Origin of the sequence: Gordonibacter urolithinfaciens, assembly GCF_900199375.1 — a bacterium.
In the GTDB taxonomy this organism is placed as follows: domain Bacteria; phylum Actinomycetota; class Coriobacteriia; order Coriobacteriales; family Eggerthellaceae; genus Gordonibacter; species Gordonibacter urolithinfaciens.
Genome location: NZ_LT900217.1, coordinates 608,993 through 629,142 on the forward strand (window position 1 = coordinate 608,993; position 20,150 = coordinate 629,142).

General features: G+C 64.7%; 23 protein-coding genes and 4 tRNA genes. 7 read left to right on the forward strand and 20 right to left on the reverse strand.

Annotated features, from left to right (window positions below; genetic code table 11):
* Window positions 1–9: 9 nt before the first annotated feature.
* Complete coding sequence (locus BN3560_RS02655; RefSeq protein WP_096226935.1) at window positions 10–366, forward strand: DUF1648 domain-containing protein; 357 nt, start codon at window positions 10–12, stop codon at window positions 364–366.
* On the opposite strand, the gene map is transcribed toward BN3560_RS02655, so the two are convergent.
* Entirely contained in the window at window positions 363–1,133 is a 771-nt protein-coding gene (map, locus tag BN3560_RS02660; RefSeq protein ID WP_096226936.1) for a type I methionyl aminopeptidase, read from the reverse strand. The two genes, BN3560_RS02655 and map, sit on opposite strands and share 4 nt — an antisense overlap.
* Before the next feature lie 205 nt (window positions 1,134–1,338).
* On the opposite strand from map, the gene BN3560_RS02665 reads away from it, so the two are divergent.
* On the forward strand, window positions 1,339–2,649 hold the full coding sequence (locus BN3560_RS02665) for a hypothetical protein (protein ID WP_096226937.1): 1,311 nt from the start codon (window positions 1,339–1,341) through the stop codon (window positions 2,647–2,649).
* Window positions 2,650–2,778: 129 nt separating this feature from the next.
* On the opposite strand, the gene BN3560_RS02670 is transcribed toward BN3560_RS02665, so the two are convergent.
* The 12 genes from BN3560_RS02670 to BN3560_RS02725 all read right to left on the reverse strand — a co-directional run bounded on the left by BN3560_RS02670 (window position 2,779) and on the right by BN3560_RS02725 (window position 8,758).
* Window positions 2,779–2,970 carry a type II toxin-antitoxin system antitoxin gene (locus tag BN3560_RS02670; protein ID WP_096226938.1) on the reverse strand — a complete coding sequence of 64 codons (192 nt, stop codon included), beginning with the start codon at window positions 2,968–2,970 and terminating at the stop codon, window positions 2,779–2,781.
* Window positions 2,971–3,019: 49 nt separating this feature from the next.
* Window positions 3,020–4,027, reverse strand: coding sequence for an SPFH domain-containing protein (locus BN3560_RS02675; RefSeq protein ID WP_172623275.1), 1,008 nt, complete (start codon window positions 4,025–4,027; stop codon window positions 3,020–3,022).
* Window positions 4,028–4,298: 271 nt separating this feature from the next.
* Window positions 4,299–5,009 (reverse strand): 50S ribosomal protein L1, encoded by a 711-nt coding sequence (gene rplA, locus BN3560_RS02680; RefSeq protein ID WP_015539789.1) that lies wholly within the window; start codon window positions 5,007–5,009, stop codon window positions 4,299–4,301.
* A 114-nt stretch (window positions 5,010–5,123) separates the two neighbouring features.
* Window positions 5,124–5,630, reverse strand: a complete 507-nt coding sequence (rplK, locus tag BN3560_RS02685) for a 50S ribosomal protein L11 (RefSeq protein WP_087191848.1) — start codon at window positions 5,628–5,630, stop codon at window positions 5,124–5,126.
* A 114-nt stretch (window positions 5,631–5,744) separates the two neighbouring features.
* Window positions 5,745–6,287, reverse strand: a complete 543-nt coding sequence (nusG, locus tag BN3560_RS02690) for a transcription termination/antitermination protein NusG (protein WP_015539791.1) — start codon at window positions 6,285–6,287, stop codon at window positions 5,745–5,747.
* A 4-nt stretch (window positions 6,288–6,291) separates the two neighbouring features.
* Complete coding sequence (secE, locus tag BN3560_RS02695; protein WP_015539792.1) at window positions 6,292–6,729, reverse strand: preprotein translocase subunit SecE; 438 nt, start codon at window positions 6,727–6,729, stop codon at window positions 6,292–6,294.
* 120 nt (window positions 6,730–6,849) lie between these two features.
* Window positions 6,850–6,926: transfer RNA gene (locus BN3560_RS02700), tRNA-Trp, on the reverse strand.
* A gap of 24 nt (window positions 6,927–6,950) precedes the next feature.
* A complete protein-coding gene (gene rpmG / locus BN3560_RS02705; protein ID WP_041239432.1) occupies window positions 6,951–7,100 on the reverse strand; it encodes a 50S ribosomal protein L33 in 150 nt (49 codons plus the stop codon).
* A gap of 112 nt (window positions 7,101–7,212) precedes the next feature.
* A complete protein-coding gene (gene tuf, locus BN3560_RS02710) occupies window positions 7,213–8,415 on the reverse strand; it encodes an elongation factor Tu (RefSeq protein ID WP_087191850.1) in 1,203 nt (400 codons plus the stop codon).
* A gap of 87 nt (window positions 8,416–8,502) precedes the next feature.
* Window positions 8,503–8,579 (reverse strand) — tRNA-Met (locus BN3560_RS02715).
* An 11-nt stretch (window positions 8,580–8,590) separates the two neighbouring features.
* Window positions 8,591–8,666, reverse strand: a tRNA-Thr gene (locus BN3560_RS02720).
* A 7-nt stretch (window positions 8,667–8,673) separates the two neighbouring features.
* A tRNA-Tyr gene (locus tag BN3560_RS02725) sits at window positions 8,674–8,758 on the reverse strand.
* A gap of 675 nt (window positions 8,759–9,433) precedes the next feature.
* Here BN3560_RS02725 and BN3560_RS02730 point away from each other — a divergent pair.
* The 3 genes from BN3560_RS02730 (at window position 9,434) to BN3560_RS02740 (ending at window position 11,704) form a co-directional block, all read left to right on the forward strand.
* The gene (locus BN3560_RS02730) at window positions 9,434–10,573 is read left to right on the forward strand and encodes a coiled-coil domain-containing protein (RefSeq protein ID WP_096226939.1); all 1,140 of its coding nucleotides are present in this window, start codon (window positions 9,434–9,436) and stop codon (window positions 10,571–10,573) included.
* 94 nt (window positions 10,574–10,667) lie between these two features.
* Window positions 10,668–11,180: a YbhB/YbcL family Raf kinase inhibitor-like protein gene (locus BN3560_RS02735; RefSeq protein WP_096226940.1), complete on the forward strand. Its 513-nt coding sequence runs from the start codon at window positions 10,668–10,670 to the stop codon at window positions 11,178–11,180.
* 14 nt (window positions 11,181–11,194) lie between these two features.
* Window positions 11,195–11,704 carry a DNA-deoxyinosine glycosylase gene (locus BN3560_RS02740; RefSeq protein WP_096226941.1) on the forward strand — a complete coding sequence of 170 codons (510 nt, stop codon included), beginning with the start codon at window positions 11,195–11,197 and terminating at the stop codon, window positions 11,702–11,704.
* A gap of 136 nt (window positions 11,705–11,840) precedes the next feature.
* Here BN3560_RS02740 and BN3560_RS02745 read toward each other — a convergent pair whose 3' ends face one another.
* Window positions 11,841–12,023: a hypothetical protein gene (locus tag BN3560_RS02745; protein ID WP_015539795.1), complete on the reverse strand. Its 183-nt coding sequence runs from the start codon at window positions 12,021–12,023 to the stop codon at window positions 11,841–11,843.
* A 391-nt stretch (window positions 12,024–12,414) separates the two neighbouring features.
* Between BN3560_RS02745 and BN3560_RS02750 the strand changes: the two genes are divergently transcribed.
* Together BN3560_RS02750 and BN3560_RS02755 are read left to right on the forward strand one after the other, a co-directional pair.
* Window positions 12,415–13,701 (forward strand): PLP-dependent aminotransferase family protein, encoded by a 1,287-nt coding sequence (locus tag BN3560_RS02750; RefSeq protein WP_096226942.1) that lies wholly within the window; start codon window positions 12,415–12,417, stop codon window positions 13,699–13,701.
* 224 nt (window positions 13,702–13,925) lie between these two features.
* Window positions 13,926–14,450 carry a helix-turn-helix transcriptional regulator gene (locus tag BN3560_RS02755; RefSeq protein WP_123649891.1) on the forward strand — a complete coding sequence of 175 codons (525 nt, stop codon included), beginning with the start codon at window positions 13,926–13,928 and terminating at the stop codon, window positions 14,448–14,450.
* A 33-nt stretch (window positions 14,451–14,483) separates the two neighbouring features.
* Here BN3560_RS02755 and BN3560_RS02760 read toward each other — a convergent pair whose 3' ends face one another.
* The 6 genes from BN3560_RS02760 to BN3560_RS02780 all read right to left on the reverse strand — a co-directional run bounded on the left by BN3560_RS02760 (window position 14,484) and on the right by BN3560_RS02780 (window position 20,082).
* Window positions 14,484–15,002, reverse strand: coding sequence for a hypothetical protein (locus BN3560_RS02760; RefSeq protein ID WP_123649890.1), 519 nt, complete (start codon window positions 15,000–15,002; stop codon window positions 14,484–14,486).
* 320 nt (window positions 15,003–15,322) lie between these two features.
* Complete coding sequence (locus BN3560_RS02765) at window positions 15,323–15,700, reverse strand: hypothetical protein (protein ID WP_096226945.1); 378 nt, start codon at window positions 15,698–15,700, stop codon at window positions 15,323–15,325.
* Window positions 15,701–15,714: 14 nt separating this feature from the next.
* Window positions 15,715–16,851 carry an AAA family ATPase gene (locus BN3560_RS02770; protein ID WP_096226946.1) on the reverse strand — a complete coding sequence of 379 codons (1,137 nt, stop codon included), beginning with the start codon at window positions 16,849–16,851 and terminating at the stop codon, window positions 15,715–15,717.
* Window positions 16,852–16,883: 32 nt separating this feature from the next.
* On the reverse strand, window positions 16,884–17,108 hold the full coding sequence (locus tag BN3560_RS14250; RefSeq protein ID WP_123649889.1) for an ATP-binding protein: 225 nt from the start codon (window positions 17,106–17,108) through the stop codon (window positions 16,884–16,886).
* Between the two features lie 37 nt (window positions 17,109–17,145).
* Entirely contained in the window at window positions 17,146–19,416 is a 2,271-nt protein-coding gene (locus tag BN3560_RS02775) for a molybdopterin-containing oxidoreductase family protein (protein ID WP_096226947.1), read from the reverse strand.
* A 171-nt stretch (window positions 19,417–19,587) separates the two neighbouring features.
* Window positions 19,588–20,082, reverse strand: coding sequence for a hypothetical protein (locus BN3560_RS02780; RefSeq protein WP_096226948.1), 495 nt, complete (start codon window positions 20,080–20,082; stop codon window positions 19,588–19,590).
* Window positions 20,083–20,150 lie beyond the last annotated feature (68 nt).

Genomic DNA, 20,150 nt, shown 5'->3' on the forward strand with positions numbered 1-20,150 from the left:
GGGGCGGGAATGAAGGCTTGGGAATGGGCAGTCTGGCTGGCTCTGTGCATCACGCCGCTCGCCGTGGCGGCAGCATCCTTGGGCTCGCTGCCGGACACCGTCGCGATGCACGTCGGCCCCGACGGCACGATCGACCGCTATGGCTCCAAGTACGAGCTGCTGCGCATAGCGTGCCTCTTGGCCCTTCCCAACCTCCTCTTGATGCTCGCCTCCTGGAAGGCGGAGGCGCTCTTCGCCAAAGGGCTCGTGCACGGCATCGACGACCCCCACAACCTCAGAGTCCTTTTCCTGGTGCTCGGCATGATCGAAACCGTCATCTACGCCGGCGTCGTGCTCTCGTTCGGCCGCGGCGTCCTCGCGGGCTAAACCGGGCGCCGGTGCCCCTCCTCGCAGGTGAGCACCACAGGCCCGTCCTCGGTGATGGCGACCGTCTTCTCGAAGTGGGCCGAGGGAAGCCCGTCGCGCGTGCACACCAGCCAGCCGTCCGGCATCTGGCGCGTCTTGTGGGTACCCAGGTTGATCATGGGCTCGATGGCCAGCACCATGCCGGCCTCCAGCTTCACGCCCGTGTGGCGATGGCCGAAGTTCGGCACGTTCGGATCCTCGTGCATGTCGCGGCCGATGCCGTGCCCCACGTACTCGCGCACCACGCCGAAGCCCTCGGCCTCGGCGATGCTCTGCACCGCATGCCCGATATCCCCCAAGTGGTTGCCGGGACGTGCCGCCTCGAGACCGGCCCACATGCACTTCTCCGTCACGTCCAGCAGGCGCTGCTTCTCCGGCGAGATGCGGCCGACGGCATAGGTCCAGGCGTTGTCGCCCACCCAGCCGTCGACGATGGCGCCCGTGTCGATGGAGATGATGTCGCCGTCCTGCAGCACGACGCCCGCCGATGGAATGCCGTGGACGATCTGCTCGTTGACGGAAGCGCAGATGGAGCCGGGGAACCCGCCGTAGCCCTTGAACGCGGGGATGCCGCCCTCCGCGCGGATGAGCGCCTCGGCCAGCTCGTCCAGCTCGAGCGTGGACACGCCGGGCCGCACGCGCGCCCCCACCTCGCGCAGCACCTTGGCCGATACGCGGCCCGCCTCCTTCATGGCCTCTATCTCGGCCGGTGACTTCCTGATGATCATGCCTCGCCCACACCTTCCGCACGTCGCGTCTGTTTGCTGCCGACCAGTATAGCACTCCCTTTCCACCCCGTTACGCATCCCCCACGCTCGGAAAACGCCTGCGCGCACGCCCCCTGGAGCGCCTGTGCGCCCCTCTAGCATGGAGGGGAATCCGCGTCCGCGCCGACGAGCCGGAGCGCACCGTACCAGCAAAGAAGGAGGCTCTATGAACCCGTTTGAGCAGAAGCCGAAGAAGTCGTTGATGGAGATGGTCCCCAACTGGAAGCAGCTCGCCGTCAAGCCCTACGACAAGCTCGAAGCCGACCCTTACACCAAGGCGCGCATCATCCTCATGAACGGCATCGAGGTTGAGGCGGCGATGTTCGGCCACAACTTCAACCGACACTGCGAGAACAACGACCTGCGCCGCGACCTGGCCCTGTGCCGTCGCATGGAGCAGGAGCAGCAGAAGCGCATCAACTGGATGAGCCCGAGCAACGAATCCACACTCGAGCTCACCATCGGTTACGAGCAGCTGGCGGTCGACCTCACGGCGTGGCTCGCCATGCACGAGCCCGACGAGTACGCCAAGTCCTGCATGGACTTCGCTCTGCTCGAGGACTTCGACCACCTGTACCGCTACGCCGACCAGCTCAAGTTCGACGAGGACATCCCCGCGCACAAGCTCGTGCGCGACACCATCGAGATCACCCCGGGCCGCCCGACCATCGCGCACCATCGCCACCCGTTCGACTCCGTGCGCATGCCGCGCAACTCCAAGACCGGCGACATCCGCACGACGCTCGGCGCGCTCATCCTCACCGCAGGCGAGCAGCAGACGATGAACTTCTACATGAACCTGGGCAACACCGTGCCCGAGGGACCTGGCCGCGACCTCTACCAGGAGATCGGCATGGTCGAGGAACAGCACGTGACGCACTACGGCTCGCTCATCGACCCGTCCATGAGCTGGCTCGAGATGCTGCTGTGGCACGAGTACCAGGAATGCTACCTGTACTACTCGTTCTACGAGACCGAGGTGGACGCCCGCGTCAAGAAGATGTGGGAGATGCACTTCGAGCAGGAGTGCATGCATCTCTCCATGGCCTGCGATCTGCTGCAGAAGTACGAGGACACCGAGTGGCAGCAGATCATTCCCGCCGGCGAGTTCCCCGAGCTTCTGGACTTCCACCCCACGAAGGACTACGTGCGCCAAGTCCTGGCCGAACAGGTCACCCTCACCGCGCAGGACGAGGAGTTCGTCGACATCGACGACGTGCCGAGCGACTTCCGCTTCTTCGAGTGGAACGACACGGTGAACGGCCGCGTCCAGGACGTGCCGAGTCATGAGGCCGTGCGCCAGCTCATCGAGCGCGACGGCGAGGACTACCGCTCCGAGGACGCCGAGAGCCCCATCCCGGAGCTCCGCAGCCGCAAGAAGGACGACACCAAGCTCGCCCGCGTGCAGGGCTACGGTAAGAAGGCTCACGAGGTCGAGAAGCAGACCAAGGAAGAGCGCGAGGCCGTGCTCGCGTAAGCGCACCACCCACCGTCAGCAAGCGAACAGGGCGCCCACCGGGCGCCCTGTTTTCTGTAGGACAAGGGTTCTTCCCTTGCCGTCGGGCCGGGCTCGCCCGCAGGTGGCGGCAAGGGAAGAGCCCGTGCCCTACGCCTCTTCCCGGCCTTCTCCCCCGTCTTCGCCGCCCGGCGGCCTCAGTCGCCCGGCATCCTTCAGCGCGCGGCGGAGGATGAACTCCACCTGGGCGTTGACGCTGCGCAGGTCGTCCGCAGCCCAGCGCTCGACAGCCTCCCAGAGAGCCGGGTCGACGCGCAGCGGGTATTGTTTGCGTTTCGCCATATCTCACACCGCGGGCGCCCCGGCAAACGCGCGGGGCGCCCGCCCTTCCCTACTGGTACAGCGTCCCCGTGTTCAGCACGGGCTGGGCGTCGGACTCGCCGCACAGCACCACCATGAGGTTCGACACCATAGCGGCCTTGCGCTCGTCGTCCAAGTCTACCACGTTCTTGCGCGACAGCTCGCCCAGCGCCATCTCCACCATGCCCACCGCGCCCTGCACGATCTTCTCACGCGCGGCTATCACGGCGTCCGCCTGCTGGCGGCGCAGCATCGCCTGGGCGATCTCCGGCGCATAGGCCAGGTGCGTGAGGCGCGCGTCGTCTATCACCACGCCGGCTTTCTCCAGGCGCACGGCCAGCTCCTCCTTGAGAGCGGCCGACACCTCCTCGATGTTGCTGCGCAGCGTTATCTCGCCCTCAGGCTCTCCGGGCATCTGGTCGTAGGCATAGGTGGTGGCCACGTGACGCAGCGCCGTCTCGCTCTGCGTGTGCACGTAGGAGTTGTAGTCGTCCACGTCGAACAGAGCCTTCGCCGTGTTCTCGACGCGCCAGACGATGACGTCGGCTATCTCGATGGGGTTGCCGCACTTGTCGTTCACCTTCAGGTGCTCTCCGTTGTACGTGCGGGCGCGCAGCGAGACCTTCGTGGACAGCGGCGTGCTCTTTCCAGTGCGCGCATCGACGGTGCTGCCGGCCGAGCGCGAGTAGAACGGGTTCGCCCAGTGGAAGCCCTCGTCGCGCACCGTGCCCTTGTAGTCGCCGAACAGGATGAGCACGCGCGCCTGGTTCGGCTGGATGGTGAAGAAGCCCATGAGCATCAACAGGGGCCCCACGCAGAGCACGACGATGCCCACGACCAACAGCACCACGCCCATCGTGTGGGCCGGCGTGGCGAGGGGCATGTCTTCGGGCGGCAGCATGGTCGCCCCGGCCACGATGCAGGCGACGCACGCGGCTGCGAGAACGAACGTGAGCAGCAGCAGGGGCCAGCCGTTCCTTGCGTGGATGGTTTTCTCGACGGACGCGCCGCCGGTCGCACGCGCGGTCTTATCGGACATGACGGTTCCTTTCTCTCCCGAACAAGACGCCCTATGCGCCCGTCCGCACCCTCGCACCGCAAGGTGATACGAATATGATATCACATTGAGATCGCGTTGACGAGAGCGTGCGAGAATGCCCGCGAGAAAGACCGGCGTCGAACTCCGCCGCACTTTCTCATTTTTTCATTTTACGATGTTTCACGTGAAACATCTGTTCGCGTATCAGGCCAAAAAGAAAGGAGCCCTTGCGGACTCCCTTCTCTTCAAGCGTTCGGCTTCGTGCGCTCGGCTACTCGCCAGCCTCCGTGTAGTTGCGGGTCACGCTGGAATCGACCGACACGCCCGGCGTCATCGTGGCGGACACGGTGACGGACTTCACGTACTTGCCCTTGGCCGCAGCCGGCTTCATGCGAATGATCTCGTCGTACACGGCACCGTAGTTCTCGGCGAGCTGCTCGGCCGTGAAGCTGACCTTGCCGATGATGACGTGCGCGATGCCGTAACGGTCGGCACGGTACTCCACGCGGCCGCCCTTGAGCTCGTTGATGGCCTTCGCCACGTCGTTGGTGACGGTACCGAGCTTCGGGTTCGGCATGAGGCCGCGGGGGCCGAGGATCTTACCGAGACGGCCGACCTTGCCCATCTGGTCGGGCGTGGCCACGGCGGCGTCGAAGTTGAACTCGCCGGCCTGGATCTGCTGCATAAGCTCGTCGGAGCCCACGATGTCGGCGCCGGCCTCCTCGGCAGCGCGGGCAGCCTCGCCCTCGGCGAACACGGCCACGCGGACCGTCTTGCCCGAGCCGTTCGGCAGGCTCACGGTGCCGCGGAGCTGCTGGTCGGCCTGGCGGGTATCGATGCCCAGGCGGAAGTCGACCGTCACCGTCTCGTCGAACTTGGCGGTGGAGACTTCCTTCACCAGGTTCATAGCCGCCAGCGGCGCGTAGGCCTCCTCGCCGATCTTCTCGATCGCAGCACGGTAGTTCTTGGACAGTTTCGTCATGTTGGTTCCTTTCGTGGTTCGTAGCGGGCACATGGCGCGCCCTTCCACTGCCTTTTATCGCTCAAACGCCCGCCCGGTCGGACGGCCGTGTTTGCGCTTTGGTTCGCCGAAGGACTAGTCCTCGTCCTCAAGCGTCTTGCCCTGCAGCATGGCGGCAACCTTCTTGGAAGGCACGTACTTGATCTTCATCTCGCGGCCCTCGATGCGCACGCCCATGGAACGAGCCGTGCCGGCGATGATCTCCATAGCGGCCTCGATCGTGTTGGCGTTGAGGTCCGGCAGCTTGATCTCGGCGATCTCGCGGAGCTGGTCCTCGGTGAGGGTGCCCACGGACTGCATGTGCGGGATGCCCGCGCCGCTCTTGATGCCCAGCTTCTCCTTGATGAGGATGGCCGCCGGCGGAGTCTTGCACACGAACGTGAACGACTTGTCCTCGTACACCGTGATCTCGACCGGAATGATGGTGCCGGACTGGTCCTGCGTCTGGGCGTTGAACGCCTGGCAGAACTGCATGATGTTGACGCCCTGGGCGCCCAGCGCCGGGCCGACCGGAGGAGCCGGGTTCGCGGCACCCGCGGGGATCTGCAGCTTGATAAAGCCGGTTTGCTTCTTTTCAGCCATGATAACTACCCTTTCAGCTGATCATAACGTTTCGAAAATCAATCTATCAACACAGCGGCATATGTCGAATGAGAAGCCCCGGTCCACGCGGGCACGCGACGCCGCCGATGTTCGCTAAATCTTGGCGATCTGGTCGAACGAGAGCTCCACGGGAGTCTCGCGCCCGAAGATCGACACGAGCACCTTCACCTTGCCGGCATCGGGGGACACCTCCGAGACCACGCCGTCGAACTCCGCCAACGGTCCGGAAACCACTTTGACGGACTGCCCCACCTCGATGGAGGAGGACGTCTTCTTCGGCGTGCCGGGACGGTTTTTGTCCGAGCGCATGCCCATGATCTTGTTGTACTCGTCGCGGGTCAGCGGAGCCGGGTTGCCCTGGCTGCCCACGAAACCCGTGACGCCCGGCGTGTTGCGCACGGCCGCCCAGCTGCGGTCGTCAAGCTCCATGCGGACGAGCACATAGCCCGGGAACACCTTCTTCTCGCTCTCGACGCGGCGCCCGCCCTCTTTGATTTCCGTCACCATCTCGGTGGGGATCTCGATGGCGAACACGTTGTTCTCGAGGCCCATGGTCTCGATACGCGTCTCGAGGTTCTTCTTCACCTTGTTCTCATAGCCCGAGTAGGTGTGCAGGACGTACCATTTCTTCGACATGTCCTTAAGCCCCCAAACTCGAGATGCCCACGAGAACCGGTGTGATGATGACGTTGTCGAGAAGAGCCACGTACACGCCGAAGAACAGCAGCGCGGCCACGACGACGACGCTCCAGCGGAGCACGTCCTTCTTCGTGGGCCACGTCACGCGCTTCATCTCGGCACGCACGTCCTTGAGGAAGCCGAAACGACGCTTCTTGGGCTTGCTCTCGACCTTCTTCTCGGCTTTCTTCTCTATCTTGCCCTTGTCCTGCTTGTTGGCGGCAGGGGTCTCGGCCTTGTCGGCTTTCTTGAAAAACCGCTTCTTGGGTTCCGCGGCGGCATCGGCCTCGGCGATATCCTTCGCCTCGACTGCGGCGCTCTCGGCCTCGAGGGCCTGCGCCTTTCGTGCGGCGCGTGCGGCCGAGGCCTTTGCGCGCTGTGTTTTCGATTTCTTCGCCATCTGGTTCCTTCGCCCGAGAAAACCGGGAAAATCGTTATCCGTCTAAACGCCAAACAAGCAGCCTGATTCCAAGCTGCTCGAACAAGCAACCTGAATGCAAGCTGCTCAAGATTAACAAGCTGGCAGGCCAGGAGGGACTCGAACCCCCAACATGCGGTTTTGGAGACCGCCGCTCTACCAATTGGAGCTACTGGCCTATTGCTTGTCCTACCCTGATAACGCTATCGAGTCTCTTTGTGCGTCGTGTGATGACCGCACCACTTGCAGTACTTCTTCAACTCGATGCGATCAGGATTGTTCTGCTTGTTCTTCTTGGTCGTGTAATTGCGGCGCTTGCAATCAGTGCAGGCCAAAGTGACCAACGTGCGCATGAATTCTCCTCTTATCGCTTACGTGTCGAGCTTGATAACGTAATCGGCATACACATGAATTCTCAAGGGCGGGGCCCGCCGGAGCGGACCCCGCGTTACTGGTGAAGCGGTGTTACTTGATGATCTTCGTCACGCGGCCGGAGCCAACGGTGCGGCCACCCTCGCGGATAGCGAAGCGCAGGCCCTCTTCCATGGCGATCGGGTGAATGAGCTCGCCCTTGATCTCCACGTTGTCGCCCGGCATGACCATCTCGGTGCCCTCGGGAAGGTGGGCAACGCCCGTCACGTCCGTCGTGCGGAAGTAGAACTGCGGACGGTAGCCATCGAAGAACGGCGTGTGGCGGCCGCCCTCTTCCTTCGTCAGGATGTAGACCTGGCCCTCGAACTCGGTGTGCGGGGTCACGCTACCGGGCTTGCAGAGAACCTGGCCGCGCACGATCTCCTCGCGCTTGATGCCGCGGAGCAGGCAGCCGATGTTGTCGCCGGCCTGGGCCTCGTCGAGCAGCTTGCGGAACATCTCGATACCGGTGCAGACCGTGTTCTGGGTCTCCTTGATGCCGATGATCTCCAGCGGGTCGTTCACATGGAGCGTGCCGCGCTCCACACGGCCGGTGGCAACGGTGCCGCGGCCGGTGATGGTCATGGTGTCCTCGACGGCCATCAGGAACGGCTTGTCGACCATGCGCTCCGGCGTGGGGATGTAGGAATCCACCGCGTCCATGAGCTCCCAAACCTTCTCCTGCCACTCCTTGTCGCCCTCGAGGGCCTTCAGAGCGGAGCCGCGGATGATCGGGGTGTCGTCGCCCGGGAACTCGTAGCTGTCGAGCAGCTCGCGAACTTCCATCTCGACGAGCTCGATGAGCTCCTCGTCGTCCACCATGTCGCACTTGTTCAGGAACACGACGATGTAGGGAACGCCGACCTGACGGGCGAGCAGGATGTGCTCGCGGGTCTGGGCCATCGGGCCGTCGGTGGCGGCGATAACGAGGATGGCGCCGTCCATCTGGGCCGCGCCCGTGATCATGTTCTTCACGTAGTCGGCGTGGCCGGGGCAGTCGACGTGAGCGTAGTGGCGGGAATCCGTCTCGTACTCGATGTGGGCGATGGAGATCGTGATGCCGCGCTCGCGCTCCTCGGGAGCCTTGTCGATGTTCTCGAAGGCCGTGAAGTCGGCGCGGGCGGAGCCGTGGCTGCCGTCGTTCTCGGACAGCGTCTTGGAAATGGCGGCCGTGAGCGTGGTCTTGCCGTGGTCAACGTGGCCGATGGTGCCGATGTTAACATGCGGCTTGGAACGCTCGAACTTCTCCTTAGCCATGTTTCATCCTCCTTATCAAGGTTTCGCTTGCGCGAAAGTCAAAACAAAATAATGACGCGCCCGGAAACGGACGCGGAATAATCAAAATGGTAGCGGTGACTGGATTTGAACCAGTGACGCCACGGGTATGAACCGTGTGCTCTAACCAACTGAGCTACACCGCCATGTTAGAAAATGGAGCCTGCGATCGGACTTGAACCGACGACCTCTTCCTTACCAAGGAAGTGCTCTACCTGCTGAGCTACACAGGCGATTAGATGGTGGGCGCGCTAGGATTCGAACCTAGGTAAGCATAGCTAACGGGTTTACAGCCCGTCCCCTTTAACCACTCGGGCACACGCCCCTGTTTCGCTCAATTCATGTGTATTTATCAAGCTGCCTGCCGCGTGTTTCGGTAGTTCCGAACGCGCGAGCAGATGAATAATACGCTAGGATCACCAGCGTGTCAACTACCTACACGCCCCCGGGCGTGTCTCCACGATTCCTCCTTTTTCGTGGGGAAACGCTTGCGGTCCCCCTCCTCCCCCGCCCTATGCGGCGTAAAAAAATTTCCCGAGGCGGGAGCGTCATCGTTTTGCCGAAGGCCCATCTATATTTATAGAGTAAGGCCTCTGCATCCATTTTGCGCGGTATGATGCGGAGAACGACGGAAGAAGGGCCGTACTGCCGGACATGAGGCCGCGCCAGTCATTTGGTGCGGATGCATCCTCGCATAGGGCGCGCAACGTCCTGGCGACTGCCGCGGGTTCGCCCTTGCTGGTTGGGCAACCGGTTCCCTACTATATATAGGTCATGCTTCCCTATACGTTGTGGTCATCTATTTCCCCTGTTCCACGGCTTGTTTGCCTTCGTTTGACGTCCTCGGAACGGTTGCGCGTCCTCGGCTTGGAAAACCCCCATCGTTGATCTGGGTTTATGAAACGCGTTCACAACAATTTTTGTCCATCTGCGCAAACGTGTTATGATGCGCACTGCTTTTGCCCACACATACTACGTGCTCAATTCAGGAGGTCTTCGAATGAGAGAGCATACAAACGGACTCAGCAGGCGAGCGTTCATTGGCGGTGCCGTCATGCTCGGTGCCGCATCGATCGTAGCTCCGACGACCGCATTCGCGGCGACGGCTGCGGAGAAGCAAGCCGAGGCGGACGCCGTCCGCAACCAGCTCGTCGGCCTTCAGGCGGATCTCGAAGCCGCCGCCGACAGTTACAAGCAGGCGCTCGACGCGCAAGAGGTTGCTCAGGCTGCCATGGAAGCCGAGCAGGTCAAAATCGATGAAGCCAACGGAAAGATCGCCGATCTTCAGGACAAGCTGGGAACGCGTGCGCGCAGCATGTACCGCTCCGGTTCGTCGAACTTCCTCGATTTTGTCATGGGCGCGACCTCGTTCGAGGAGTTCACGCAGAACTGGGACCTGCTGAACAAGATGAACGAGAACGACGGCCAGATGGTCGACGAGACGAAGACCCTGCGCGAGGAGCTGCAGGCGTCGAAGGACGAGTACGCCCGCCAAGAGAAGATCGCCGCCGACAAGGCCGCCGAGGCGAAGGTCATCCAAACCGAGGCCGAGGCGAAGGTCGCCCAGGCCACCGAGCTGGTGAACTCCCTGGACGCCGAGGCGCAGGCGCTGCTCGCCGAAGAGCAGGCAGCCGCCGCGCGTGCCGCAGCCGAGCAGGCCGCGGCCGAAGAGGCCGCCCGCCAGGCGCAGAACAACAACAATGGCTACAATGCGCCGAGCAGCAACAGCAACAATACGTACGTGCCCCCCGTCTACAACAACGGCGGCGGCGGTGGCGGTGGCGGCTCCGTGGGCAACTACGGCTCCGTCGTGGACTACGCCATGAGCCGCATCGGCTGCCCGTACGTATGGGCCGCCGAAGGCCCGAACGCGTTCGACTGTTCCGGGCTCGTGCGCTGGGCGTACCTGCAGGTGGGCGTCTCGCTCCCCCATTACACCGAGTCGCTGTACGCCTGCGCGAAGAACCGCGTGCCCATTTCCGAGGCGCGCCCGGGCGACGTGCTGTACCGCCCCGGCCACGTGGGCATCGCGGTGAGCTACGGCGGGTCGCATTATGTGCACGCCCCCACCTTCAACGCGTACGTGCGCGACACGGACCCGCTGTCGTGGGCCGACTTCACCTGCGCGCTGCAGTTCTAGGCCGCACCGTTTCAACCTGGTTTCGCAAGGAGGGCCTCGGGCCCTCCTTTTGTATAATAGGGGCACTTCACTCCCCGCGAAAGGAGCATGCGGCATGAACATCTCCGTGAGCCTGGAAAACGGCCTCCTCCCCGACCGGTACGGCAAGCACGCGCCGGCCGACGCGATGCTGGACGGGCACCCGTGCGTATCGTTCCCCCTGTCGATAGACGACGTGCCCGAGGGCACGCGATCCCTGGCGCTCACGTTCCTGGACTGGGACGCCATCCCCGTGGGCGGCTTCTGCTGGATACATTGGATAGCCTGCAACTTCCCCGCCGAAACGCGCCTCATACCCGAGAACGCGAGCGCCTCGGGTGCCGTGCCGTGCGTGCAGGGATCGAACAGCGACTGGTCGCCGCTGGCAGGTTCGCATACCGACCCGCGCATCATCCACCGCTACGCCGGGCCGTACCCGCCTGACAAGACGCACGATTACACGCTGACCGTGTATGCGCTCGACTGCGAGCTGGACCTGGCCGAGGGATACTACCTAAACGAGTTCCGCCGCGCCATCCGCGGCCACGTGCTGGCCGAGACCTCGCTCGAGCTGCCGAGCCGCGCCTAGCGGGACGCGCCGCCATGGAGCCGACGCATATCGAGCACCCGTTGGAACCGATCTTCGATGCCCGGTCGCGCGTGCTCGTGCTGGGCACGATGCCGTCGCCGAAGTCGCGCGAGGCGGGCTTCTACTACGCGCATCCGCAGAACCGCTTCTGGAAGGTGATGGCCGCGCTGTTCGAAGAGCCGGAGCCCCTCGGCAACGAGGCACGCGCGGCGTTCATGTTGGAGCGGCGCGTCGCGCTGTGGGACGTGCTGGCCTCGTGCACCATCGAGGGCGCCTCCGATGCCTCCATTTCCAATGCCCGCCCGAACGACCTCTCGCGCATCGGCTTGGCCGCGCCGCTCGAAGCCGTGTTCACCACGGGCTCGAAGGCGACGGGGCTCTACCGGCGCTTCTGTGCAGGCATGCTTCCGGGCGTGCCGCACGTGGGCTTGCCCTCCACGAGCCCCGCGAACGCCCGCATGCGCCTGGCCGACCTCGTGGAGGCGTACCGGCCGCTCCGGGACGCGCTGCGCCGAAGCGCCTGAGCCCCGGCGCGTTGGCCTGCGCAACCGCGGGTCGGCGGACGTTCCGACAGTCGTACCACCGCCTCCCGCGCCCAGTCGCGCGGGAGGCGGCCGATGCGGGACGGCGGCAGACAGGCGTGGTCGCCTGCGAACGCAGCTACTTCTCCGCCTTCTCGGGATGGCCGTGGTCCTTCTGCCAGCGATCCCAGGTGGAATAGCAGATTGCGGCGCGTTGGTCCTGGTCGGGCCATTTGTCCTTCTCATAGCGGGTGATGTGCTCCATGCAGCGGGAGATGTACGTCTCCTTCTTCTCGTTGCCGCGAGGGTCGGGTATGGGCATGTCCTGCCTCCTTTCGCCGGGCCGGCAGCGCGGCGCGCCGTCGGCCGTCCGGGTAACGTCAGCCGCATCGTAGGCGACGTGCGCCCGGCGCACCCGGAGTCCCTGCAGTTGCGACACGGCGGTTTCCGCCGGGTTGCCCTGCCGTCGCCCGCTACGCGGCGCCGTTCTTGCAGCCAATTGCTGCCTCGTGACCTACTTCCCTCCCCATCAGCCGCCTCAAGCCGAACCTCCCGCGGACGCGCTTCCTCCCGAGGCCCCCGCTGCCTGCCCCTACCTTCCCGCACGTTCACGCGGGAAATCCGCGTCCCGACGCAATCGCGGTCGACGCGTAGGATGCCAAGTCGTATACTGGCTGGTGGAATTGGCAGCACAGAGCGAAAGGATGCACACGATGACAACGTACGCGGACCTGCCCGGAGACGAGCTCGGCTCCCTCAAGGCCGAGTTGGAGGCGCAGTACGCCGAGATCAAGGCGCGCGGCCTCGCGCTCAACATGGCACGCGGCAAGCCCGGGGCCGACCAGCTCGACCTGAGCATGCCCATGCTGGCCACGGTGACGACGGCCGAGGACTGCCGCGCGGAGGACGGCACGGACTGCCGCAACTACGGCGTGCTGGACGGCCTGCCCGAGGCGAAGCGCTTCATGGCGTGCATGGTGGAGGAGGACCCGGCGAACATCGTCGTGGGCGGCAACTCCAGCCTTTCGCTCATGTACGAGACCGTGGCCCGCTGCCTCGACTTCGGCACGCTCGGTTCCAAGCCGTGGAGCCAGTACGACGGCATCAAGTGGCTCTGCCCCGTGCCGGGCTACGACCGCCACTTCGGCATCACCGAGGCGTTCGGCATCGAGATGATCCCCGTGGCCATGACGGCCGACGGCCCCGACATGGACGAGGTGGAGCGCCTCGTGGCCGGCGATGCCTCCGTGAAGGGAATCTGGTGCGTGCCGAAGTACTCGAACCCTGGCGGCGTGACCTACTCCGACGACGTGGTGCGCCGCCTGGCCGCCATGGAGTGCGCGGCCGACGACTTCCGCATCTTCTGGGACAACGCCTACTGCGTGCACCATCTCTACGACGACGCGGCCGACCAGGACCAGCTGCTCGACATCGGCGCGGCGTGCCGCGAGGCGGGCAACCCTCACCGCTACTTCAAGTTCGCCTCCACGTCGAAGGTGACGCACCCCGGCTCGGGCATCTCCGCCATCGCGGCCAGCCCCGACAACGTGGCCGAGATCAAGAAGCGCATGGGCGTGGGCACCATCGGCTACGACAAGCTCAACCAGCTGCGTCACGTGAGGTTCCTGAAGGACGCCGACGGCCTGGCGGCCCACATGGCCAAGCACGCCGCCATCCTGCGCCCGAAGTTCGAGCTCGTGGTGAGCAAGCTGGACGAGGGCCTGACCGAGGTGGGCGGCTGCTCGTGGTCGAGCCCGCGCGGCGGCTACTTCGTGTCGTTCGACGCCCCCGAGGGCACGGCGAAGCGCGTCGTGGGCCTGGCGAAGGAGGCCGGCGTGACCATGACCGGCGCCGGCGCTACCTACCCCTACAAGCAGGACCCGCGCGACAGCAACATCCGCATCGCTCCCACCCTGCCCCCGCTCGCCGAGCTGGACGCCGCCATGGACGTGTTCGTGTGCTGCGTGAAACTGGCCTACGCGGAGAAGCTGCTGGGCTAGGACGCTCAGAGGGCACGACACCGCGTCGCACCCCTTCCCCATCGATTCCCCCAGGCGACCCGGCACCCGTGCCGGGTCGCCTCGCATTCGCCGCCTCCCGCGTACGTCGACGCCCTCGCGAGGTTCTGGCAATTTTGATAGCTTGCATTTTCTTCGACAACCCCCCTATACTCGAAGCGAAAAACAACGACGGGGACAACCTCTCGGGGACGGGGAACACGACGATGCTGACCCTTAGCGTGTACAGCGCGGACGGAGAGTTTATCCTCACGTGCCAGATGGAGGATATGGCGTCGTTTCTCCATGTCATACACACGGAGTTCGAGCCGCGTTGGGCTGCCGATCCTAACAAGGCCGCCATCAGCGGAAAGATGCTCGTCATAGACTCGGTGCGCGGCCCCGATTCAATGACGCCTGTGCTGTCGCAGCGCCAGCGGGAAATCGTCGAGCTGCTGTCGCGCTCGTATTCGCCGAAGCAGATCGCCTGCGCGCTCGGCATATCCGAATCGACCGTGCGCATGCACATCAACACGCTGAAGAAGCGCTTCAACGTGACGAGCTGCTACCATCTCATGACGGTGGTGACGGCGCTCGGGCTGTGCGACCCTTTCGTTGACGAGCCGCACGAAAAGTCCATCACCCTCCTCTACGATGACGACCGCGGCCTGCGCAAACCGAGACGCCTACAGCCTCCCAGGGAGCCGGAAGACCCGAGAGCCTCGCGAAAGGAAGGGGATGGAACCCCGTAGCCGGCATACTGGATGCCGGCTACAGCACGTATCCTAGCGGTTCACGTCGAAGTCATCGGGGCAAAGCTCGCGCGACGGGCTGGTGTGGGGCAGCTTCTCGAAGCCCACCCGCACCTCGTCGAGGTCGCGATAGCCGGCGGCCTGCAGCCGCTTCACTTCGGCACCGGAAATCCTCACCTGGTACTTTTCCGCTCCGTCGACCTTCGCCACCAAAAGCTCGCCCCACATACGCACGGGCGGATCGCCCTTGAAGAACCCCCCGTCGCCCGCCCGCCGCACCGTAAGGCCCACCTCCTCGGGGCCGAAACCTTCGGCCATGAGGTCGAGGTAGGCCTCGGGAGGCAGGCCCACCAGGCACTCGAGATGGCCCATCACCTCGCAGAAGAAGAGCTTGCCCACGGTGGCAGAGCGCTCGTCCGGGCTTCCCCTCCCAGCACGCCCGCACCCGGCATCCGGGGCCGGGTGTGCGCTCGCACAGCGCTCGTCGGCACCGTACCGGCCAGACGGATCCTCCCAGGCGGGAAGATTGCCCCTACCGTTTCTTTCGTTCACGATACCGCCTCCTTCACCGCAACGCCAACCTCGGCATCAGCTCACCTTCCCAGCGTTTTCGATGCACCGGGCGCCTTGGGGACACTGAAGGCGCCCGGCGCCTTGGGCGCCCCGTCAGCACCGGAAACTCCCGGAGCCCCGGGGACGCCGGGAGCGCCAGGGGCGCCAGGCGTCCCAGACGTCCCGGGCGCGGAAGCAGAAGGCAGCTCGGCCCCGCATGCAGGACAGGAGGTCGTTTTGGGCTCGCAGTCCTGCCCGCAGGCGGGGCACTTGCTGTCGAGCGATACCGTCGTCGGTCTGAAGCACATTGCCTTCCCCTTTCAATACGCCGCTTCGTCGTCGGTCGCGCTGTCGTGCACGGCCAACTTCGACTGGGCGGACAAACGTTCCACGAAGCGACGCACGCGCTGGGCCCAGCGGTCGAACACCTCGCGCGCGTCGTCAACCGGATAAAGTTCTTCTTTGAAGTAGCGGCGGAACAGCACGTCGGAGAACGCGGCGTAGTCCTCGCTTCGCATGGCCTGCTCCATCGCGAACCCCGGCGCTATCATAGCGGCCAGGTTCGCGGCCTGGTACAGCTGGTAGAAGGCCACGCGTATCCGCGCCCGCCTGCGCTCTCCGTCTTCCGTTAGCGCCTCGTCCATAAGCTCGCTCGCCCGCCGGATGCCCGCGAAGGCGTCGTCGTAGGTCGTTGCCATGGCGCACCCCCGCCCTAGGCGAACAGCTTCGCCATAGTCTCCCTGTCGGACAGGCCAACGCGCGTCGGCTGCGTCTCGCGGCCCTGCTTCTCGAAGTGGTAGACCCGCACGTCGTCCTCGCCCAGGCCGTCGCGCTCGGCCAGGTCGGCCAGCGTCTGGAGGATATGGTCGGAGTGCGAGGTGATGAGCACCTGCTTGCCCTCCTGCGCCATGCCGAGCAGGATCTCGGCCATCGTGCGCTGGTAGCGCGGATGCAGGTGCGTCTCCGGCTCCTCGACCATCACGAGCGCGCCCTCTTCGGAAAGCGAGCCCAGCACCACGGTGGCAACCGACTGGTTCACGCCGTAGCCGGAGTTCACGGCGCTCACCCACATGCCGCCCTCCACGAGGTCCACCACCACGCTCGGACCGTCCGTCACGTGCGGGCTCACCTCCACGCCGAGCTTCGCCAGGCGCGCGGCCATCACGTCGAGGCGCTTCTGCATCTCGGGGAAGCGCTTCGCCTCGTTCAGGCGGTACAGGATGAGGTTCGACAGCCACTCCTCCAAAGCCGACGCATCTCCGGCGCGGTTCGAGATGTCCTCGACAGAGGGGTTTCCGGCCAGAAGCGGGTAGTTGTAGCGCGTGAAGCCGCGGTTCGACGACAGGTAGAGCGCATCCTCGAACCACTTCAGCAGAGCTTTCTGGGCGGACAGCGTTCCCGTGTAATCATCGGTTGCATAGGTGCCGCCACCGTAGCCGCCAGCTGCCAGCGGGAAGAACAGCCTGCCCGACGCCTCGATGACACCCTCCTTCCGGCTGTCCCACGACCATGCGCGCTCGCCGCCCCGCGAGAACGACTCCTCCACGCCCTCGGGCGAGGTTTCCAAGCTGTACGCCATCTCGCCGGGACCGTCGTCGAGCGCGACCTCGATGCGCACGGGCTGCGAAGCATCGTGGCCGTACGCTACCTCGCGGAAGTCGCCGAGGCGCAGCAGGTAGTCGTTGTAGCTGATCTCCTTGCGCTGCAAGCTCTGCTTGATGAAGGCGAGCGACTGGATCACCGAGGTCTTCCCGGTGGAGTTGAAACCGGTGAGCACCGTAACCTTCGCGAAGTCGAGGTCGATATTCTTCAGGGCCTTGAAGTTCTCCAGATGAACGCGCTTGAGCATGACGGTTCCCTTTCGATGGAGCGGTTGTGTGATTACCGTGCGAGGCGGCGGATGGCCGCCGGATGGGCCGGCCTGACCGAAAGCGCGCGCACGGGGCACCACTTCACGCAGTCGCCGCACCCCGTGCACACGTAGCCATCCGCTATCGCAACCTCGCCGTCGCGGGCTGCGAAGTTGCCCCGAGCACACCGGCGCACGCACGCTCCGCAGTTGCAGCACGCACTGCCGCGCCGGATGATGAACGGGGACTCGCTCATTTCTCGTCGGCCTTTCTCTTACGCCCTTAAGCCGGCGCTAGCCGAACAGCGAGCGGAACGGCACGTCGTCGGCGCGGTGCACGTTGCATTGGGCCAGCTTGACGTTGTACACGCCCGACAGCCTGCAGCAGTTGTCAGGATCGTTGTCGGTGCACATGTTGATGTTGGACATGAACCAGCCGCCGAGCCACGGCTCGGACTCGGGCAGCTCGGGGAACCACCAGCCATGCTGAGCAGCCACGGTGTAGGGCGACACCGATGCGTCGAGCTTGGCCTTCTGCAGGCAGCGGCCGCGGCGCGTCTCGATCCAGCACCACATGCCGTCGCCGATTCCCAGATTTGCCGCCGTCTCGGGATGTATCTGGAAATGCGGCTCGGGATAGCGGTCGCGGCACCCGTTCACCTGGCGGTACTCGGAATGGTAGTACGGCATGACGCGCGAGCCGGCCGTGAGGATGAGCGGGAAGGCCTCGGCCACGTCGGGGGTGGAAATCGGCGACTCGAAAGGCTCCTCGTAGTAGGGCAGCGCCTCTTTCTCGTCGAACAGGTCTTCGATGATGGTCGAGCGCAGCTCCACCTTGCCCGTAGGCGTGCCGAAGCCGTAGAGCTGACCGGTCTTCGGATCGGACATCTTGTGCCATTCCTCGGGCGAGGGGTTGAACACGGGATCCGTGATGGCGCCGCGCGCCGAGGTGCCCTGCGGCTCGAGCATGGCGTCGTAGGCCTCCTCGGTGGTCTGCCACGACCAGTACTTCTCGCACGTCTCCTCGTCGAACGTGCCCTCGGCCAGCGAGCGCCAGAACTCGTAGTTGTCGCGGCGCTCGTACAGCGGCGGCACGGCCGCCTCGCCCGTGAGGGCCACGCCGGTGATGCACGGGCCGCCCCCGCCCACGCCCCACAGCTGCGGACGCTCGAGCCAGCCGGCGGCCGGCAGCACGTAGTCGGAGAGCATGGCGAGCGGCGTCATGGTGTACTCATGGGTTATCACCAGGTCGAGCAGCTTCACGCACTCGTACACGTCCTGGGTGTTCGAGAGGTTCGAGAACGGGTTCGACGCCTGCGCGATGAGGCCCTTCACCGGATAGGGCTTGCCGGTGCGGATGGCCTCGCTCACAGCACACCAGTTCTGCGCGCACGTGGCGTTCTGGCTCAGGAAGTAGGGATGGTGGAACACGCGGCTCTGGGCATCGGAGATCATCTGGTAGCTGGGCCATGAGTGGAACGGGAAGCGGTCGGAGCCGAGCTGCTTGTCGCGCTGCGACTTCGGCAGCATCTCGGGCATCTCGAACGTGGCGTGCGGCAGCACGTCGTTGGGAGGAGCCAGGTAGGTCTGGCCCGCCTTGTTGATGCCGATAAGCGCCTTGAGGCATGCCTTGGCGCGGTTGGCCTGCGCCTGGTTGCGACCGATGGCGTCGGTGGCCAGGCCCCAGGGCAGGTACGCCGGCAGGCAGGTGGCGTACATGCGCGCCGCCTTCACGATCTTCTCGGCCGGCACCCAGCAGATCTCGGCCACCTTCTCGGGCGGATAGGCCTGCACGGCCTTCTTCAAGTCCTCGAAGCCGTACGTCCACGCCTCGACGAACTCCTTGTCGTAGAGCTCCTCGTTGATGATGACGTTCATCCAGCCCATGGCCATGGCGCCGTCGGTTCCGGGCCGCAGGCGCAGCCATACGTCGGCGTTGGCCGCGTACTCGGTGCAGCGCGGGTCGACCACGATGAGCTTGGCATCGGGGTCGTTCGCGAACAGGTCCTGGTAGCCCCAGTGCTCGGGGAAGTCGCCGGATTGGGCGGGGTTGTGCCCCCACAACACCACGCAGCCCGTCTTGGCTGCCGTGAAGGCTGCTGCGAACTGGCCGTACGTCGCGCTCTCGTTCGTGTACGTGGGGCACCAGCAGATCTCGGAGCCGCCCATGGCCAGGTTGGGGCTGCCGTACAGGTTGAAGAACCGCCCTTCGTACCACTCGTCGGTGCGGCCCGTGCCGTGCGAGAAGATGACCGACTCGGGGCCGTACTCGTCGGCGAGGTAGCGCAGCTTCTCACCGATCTCGGCGCACGCCTGGTCCCATGTGAGGCGCTCCCACTTGCCGCTGCCGCGCGCGCCCACGCGCTTGAGCGGGTAGTTGCAGCGCTTCGGGTGGTCGAGCCACTCCAGCTGGAAGTCCATACGCTCGCACACCCGGCCTTGGCTCACCGTGCACTCGGGGTCGCCCTCGAGCTTGGTGATCTTGCCGTCCTCTACTGTTGCCCGCACGCCGCAGTTGGCATGCGAGGCGAAGCATAGCGCTCGTTTGTACTCGACGTTTGACATAGTTCGCCCTTCTTCCTCTCAGGTCGTTCGCTTCGTCGAATGGCTGAATCGAGGATGCGCGGAACCTAAGGCGAAGGTACTCCCCCGCGCCCGCCGCGCCAAGCTGTCAAATTTGATGGATGGGGGAATATGGAGAAGGGCCCGGACGCCTCGGCATCCGGGCCCTTGCGCTCAGGCCTGCTCCCGGCCCGTCGCATCCTGCACGGCCGCTTCGGGCGCGCCCGGCAGGGGGACGCGCAGTATCTTGCCCGCTATCGCCATGCACAAGGGCTCCACCTGCACCGCCACCACATAGCAGATCGCCCACATGAGCGGCATAGGCGCGAGCAGACGGTTCACGAACAGGGCGTCCATGCCGGTGACCATCCACGTGAGCACGAACGAGATAACGAACACGAGCACCGTGCACAGGAGCACGTCCTTCAACAGGAACCAACCCGCCGATCCTTCGGGCGCCCCGCAACGCAGTGCGTACTTCATGGACAGAGGTATGAGCGGAAACGCCGCCAGGATAACGGTGCCCAGGATCGTGCCCACGGCCACGCCCACGGCGAAGCCCATGGGCTCGAACGGCGCGCCGGATACCACCGGCGAGAACGCGCTCATGGTTATGGCCAGGAAAAACGACATGAGAAAGCCCATAAGGGCCCGATACGAAAACGTCATAGAACCCCCTTAAGCCGAGTCGAAAAGACATCGCTGCACCATCGCATCCCCCCTTCGAGCGAGTCGAC

Bases quoted from the DNA above. Each gene is read 5' to 3' on its own strand.
- BN3560_RS02655 (WP_096226935.1), top strand. From the start codon at position 10: ATGAAGGCTTGGGAATGGGCAGTCTGGCTGGCTCTGTGCATCACGCCG.
- map (WP_096226936.1), bottom strand. From the start codon at position 1,133: ATGATCATCAGGAAGTCACCGGCCGAGATAGAGGCCATGAAGGAGGCG.
- BN3560_RS02665 (WP_096226937.1), top strand. From the start codon at position 1,339: ATGAACCCGTTTGAGCAGAAGCCGAAGAAGTCGTTGATGGAGATGGTC.
- BN3560_RS02670 (WP_096226938.1), bottom strand. From the start codon at position 2,970: ATGGCGAAACGCAAACAATACCCGCTGCGCGTCGACCCGGCTCTCTGG.
- BN3560_RS02675 (WP_172623275.1), bottom strand. From the start codon at position 4,027: ATGTCCGATAAGACCGCGCGTGCGACCGGCGGCGCGTCCGTCGAGAAA.
- rplA (WP_015539789.1), bottom strand. From the start codon at position 5,009: ATGACGAAACTGTCCAAGAACTACCGTGCTGCGATCGAGAAGATCGGC.
- rplK (WP_087191848.1), bottom strand. From the start codon at position 5,630: ATGGCTGAAAAGAAGCAAACCGGCTTTATCAAGCTGCAGATCCCCGCG.
- nusG (WP_015539791.1), bottom strand. From the start codon at position 6,287: ATGTCGAAGAAATGGTACGTCCTGCACACCTACTCGGGCTATGAGAAC.
- secE (WP_015539792.1), bottom strand. From the start codon at position 6,729: ATGGCGAAGAAATCGAAAACACAGCGCGCAAAGGCCTCGGCCGCACGC.
- rpmG (WP_041239432.1), bottom strand. From the start codon at position 7,100: ATGCGCACGTTGGTCACTTTGGCCTGCACTGATTGCAAGCGCCGCAAT.
- tuf (WP_087191850.1), bottom strand. From the start codon at position 8,415: ATGGCTAAGGAGAAGTTCGAGCGTTCCAAGCCGCATGTTAACATCGGC.
- BN3560_RS02730 (WP_096226939.1), top strand. From the start codon at position 9,434: ATGAGAGAGCATACAAACGGACTCAGCAGGCGAGCGTTCATTGGCGGT.
- BN3560_RS02735 (WP_096226940.1), top strand. From the start codon at position 10,668: ATGAACATCTCCGTGAGCCTGGAAAACGGCCTCCTCCCCGACCGGTAC.
- BN3560_RS02740 (WP_096226941.1), top strand. From the start codon at position 11,195: ATGGAGCCGACGCATATCGAGCACCCGTTGGAACCGATCTTCGATGCC.
- BN3560_RS02745 (WP_015539795.1), bottom strand. From the start codon at position 12,023: ATGCCCATACCCGACCCTCGCGGCAACGAGAAGAAGGAGACGTACATC.
- BN3560_RS02750 (WP_096226942.1), top strand. From the start codon at position 12,415: ATGACAACGTACGCGGACCTGCCCGGAGACGAGCTCGGCTCCCTCAAG.
- BN3560_RS02755 (WP_123649891.1), top strand. From the start codon at position 13,926: ATGCTGACCCTTAGCGTGTACAGCGCGGACGGAGAGTTTATCCTCACG.
- BN3560_RS02765 (WP_096226945.1), bottom strand. From the start codon at position 15,700: ATGGCAACGACCTACGACGACGCCTTCGCGGGCATCCGGCGGGCGAGC.
- BN3560_RS02770 (WP_096226946.1), bottom strand. From the start codon at position 16,851: ATGCTCAAGCGCGTTCATCTGGAGAACTTCAAGGCCCTGAAGAATATC.
- BN3560_RS14250 (WP_123649889.1), bottom strand. From the start codon at position 17,108: ATGAGCGAGTCCCCGTTCATCATCCGGCGCGGCAGTGCGTGCTGCAAC.
- BN3560_RS02775 (WP_096226947.1), bottom strand. From the start codon at position 19,416: ATGTCAAACGTCGAGTACAAACGAGCGCTATGCTTCGCCTCGCATGCC.
- BN3560_RS02780 (WP_096226948.1), bottom strand. From the start codon at position 20,082: ATGACGTTTTCGTATCGGGCCCTTATGGGCTTTCTCATGTCGTTTTTC.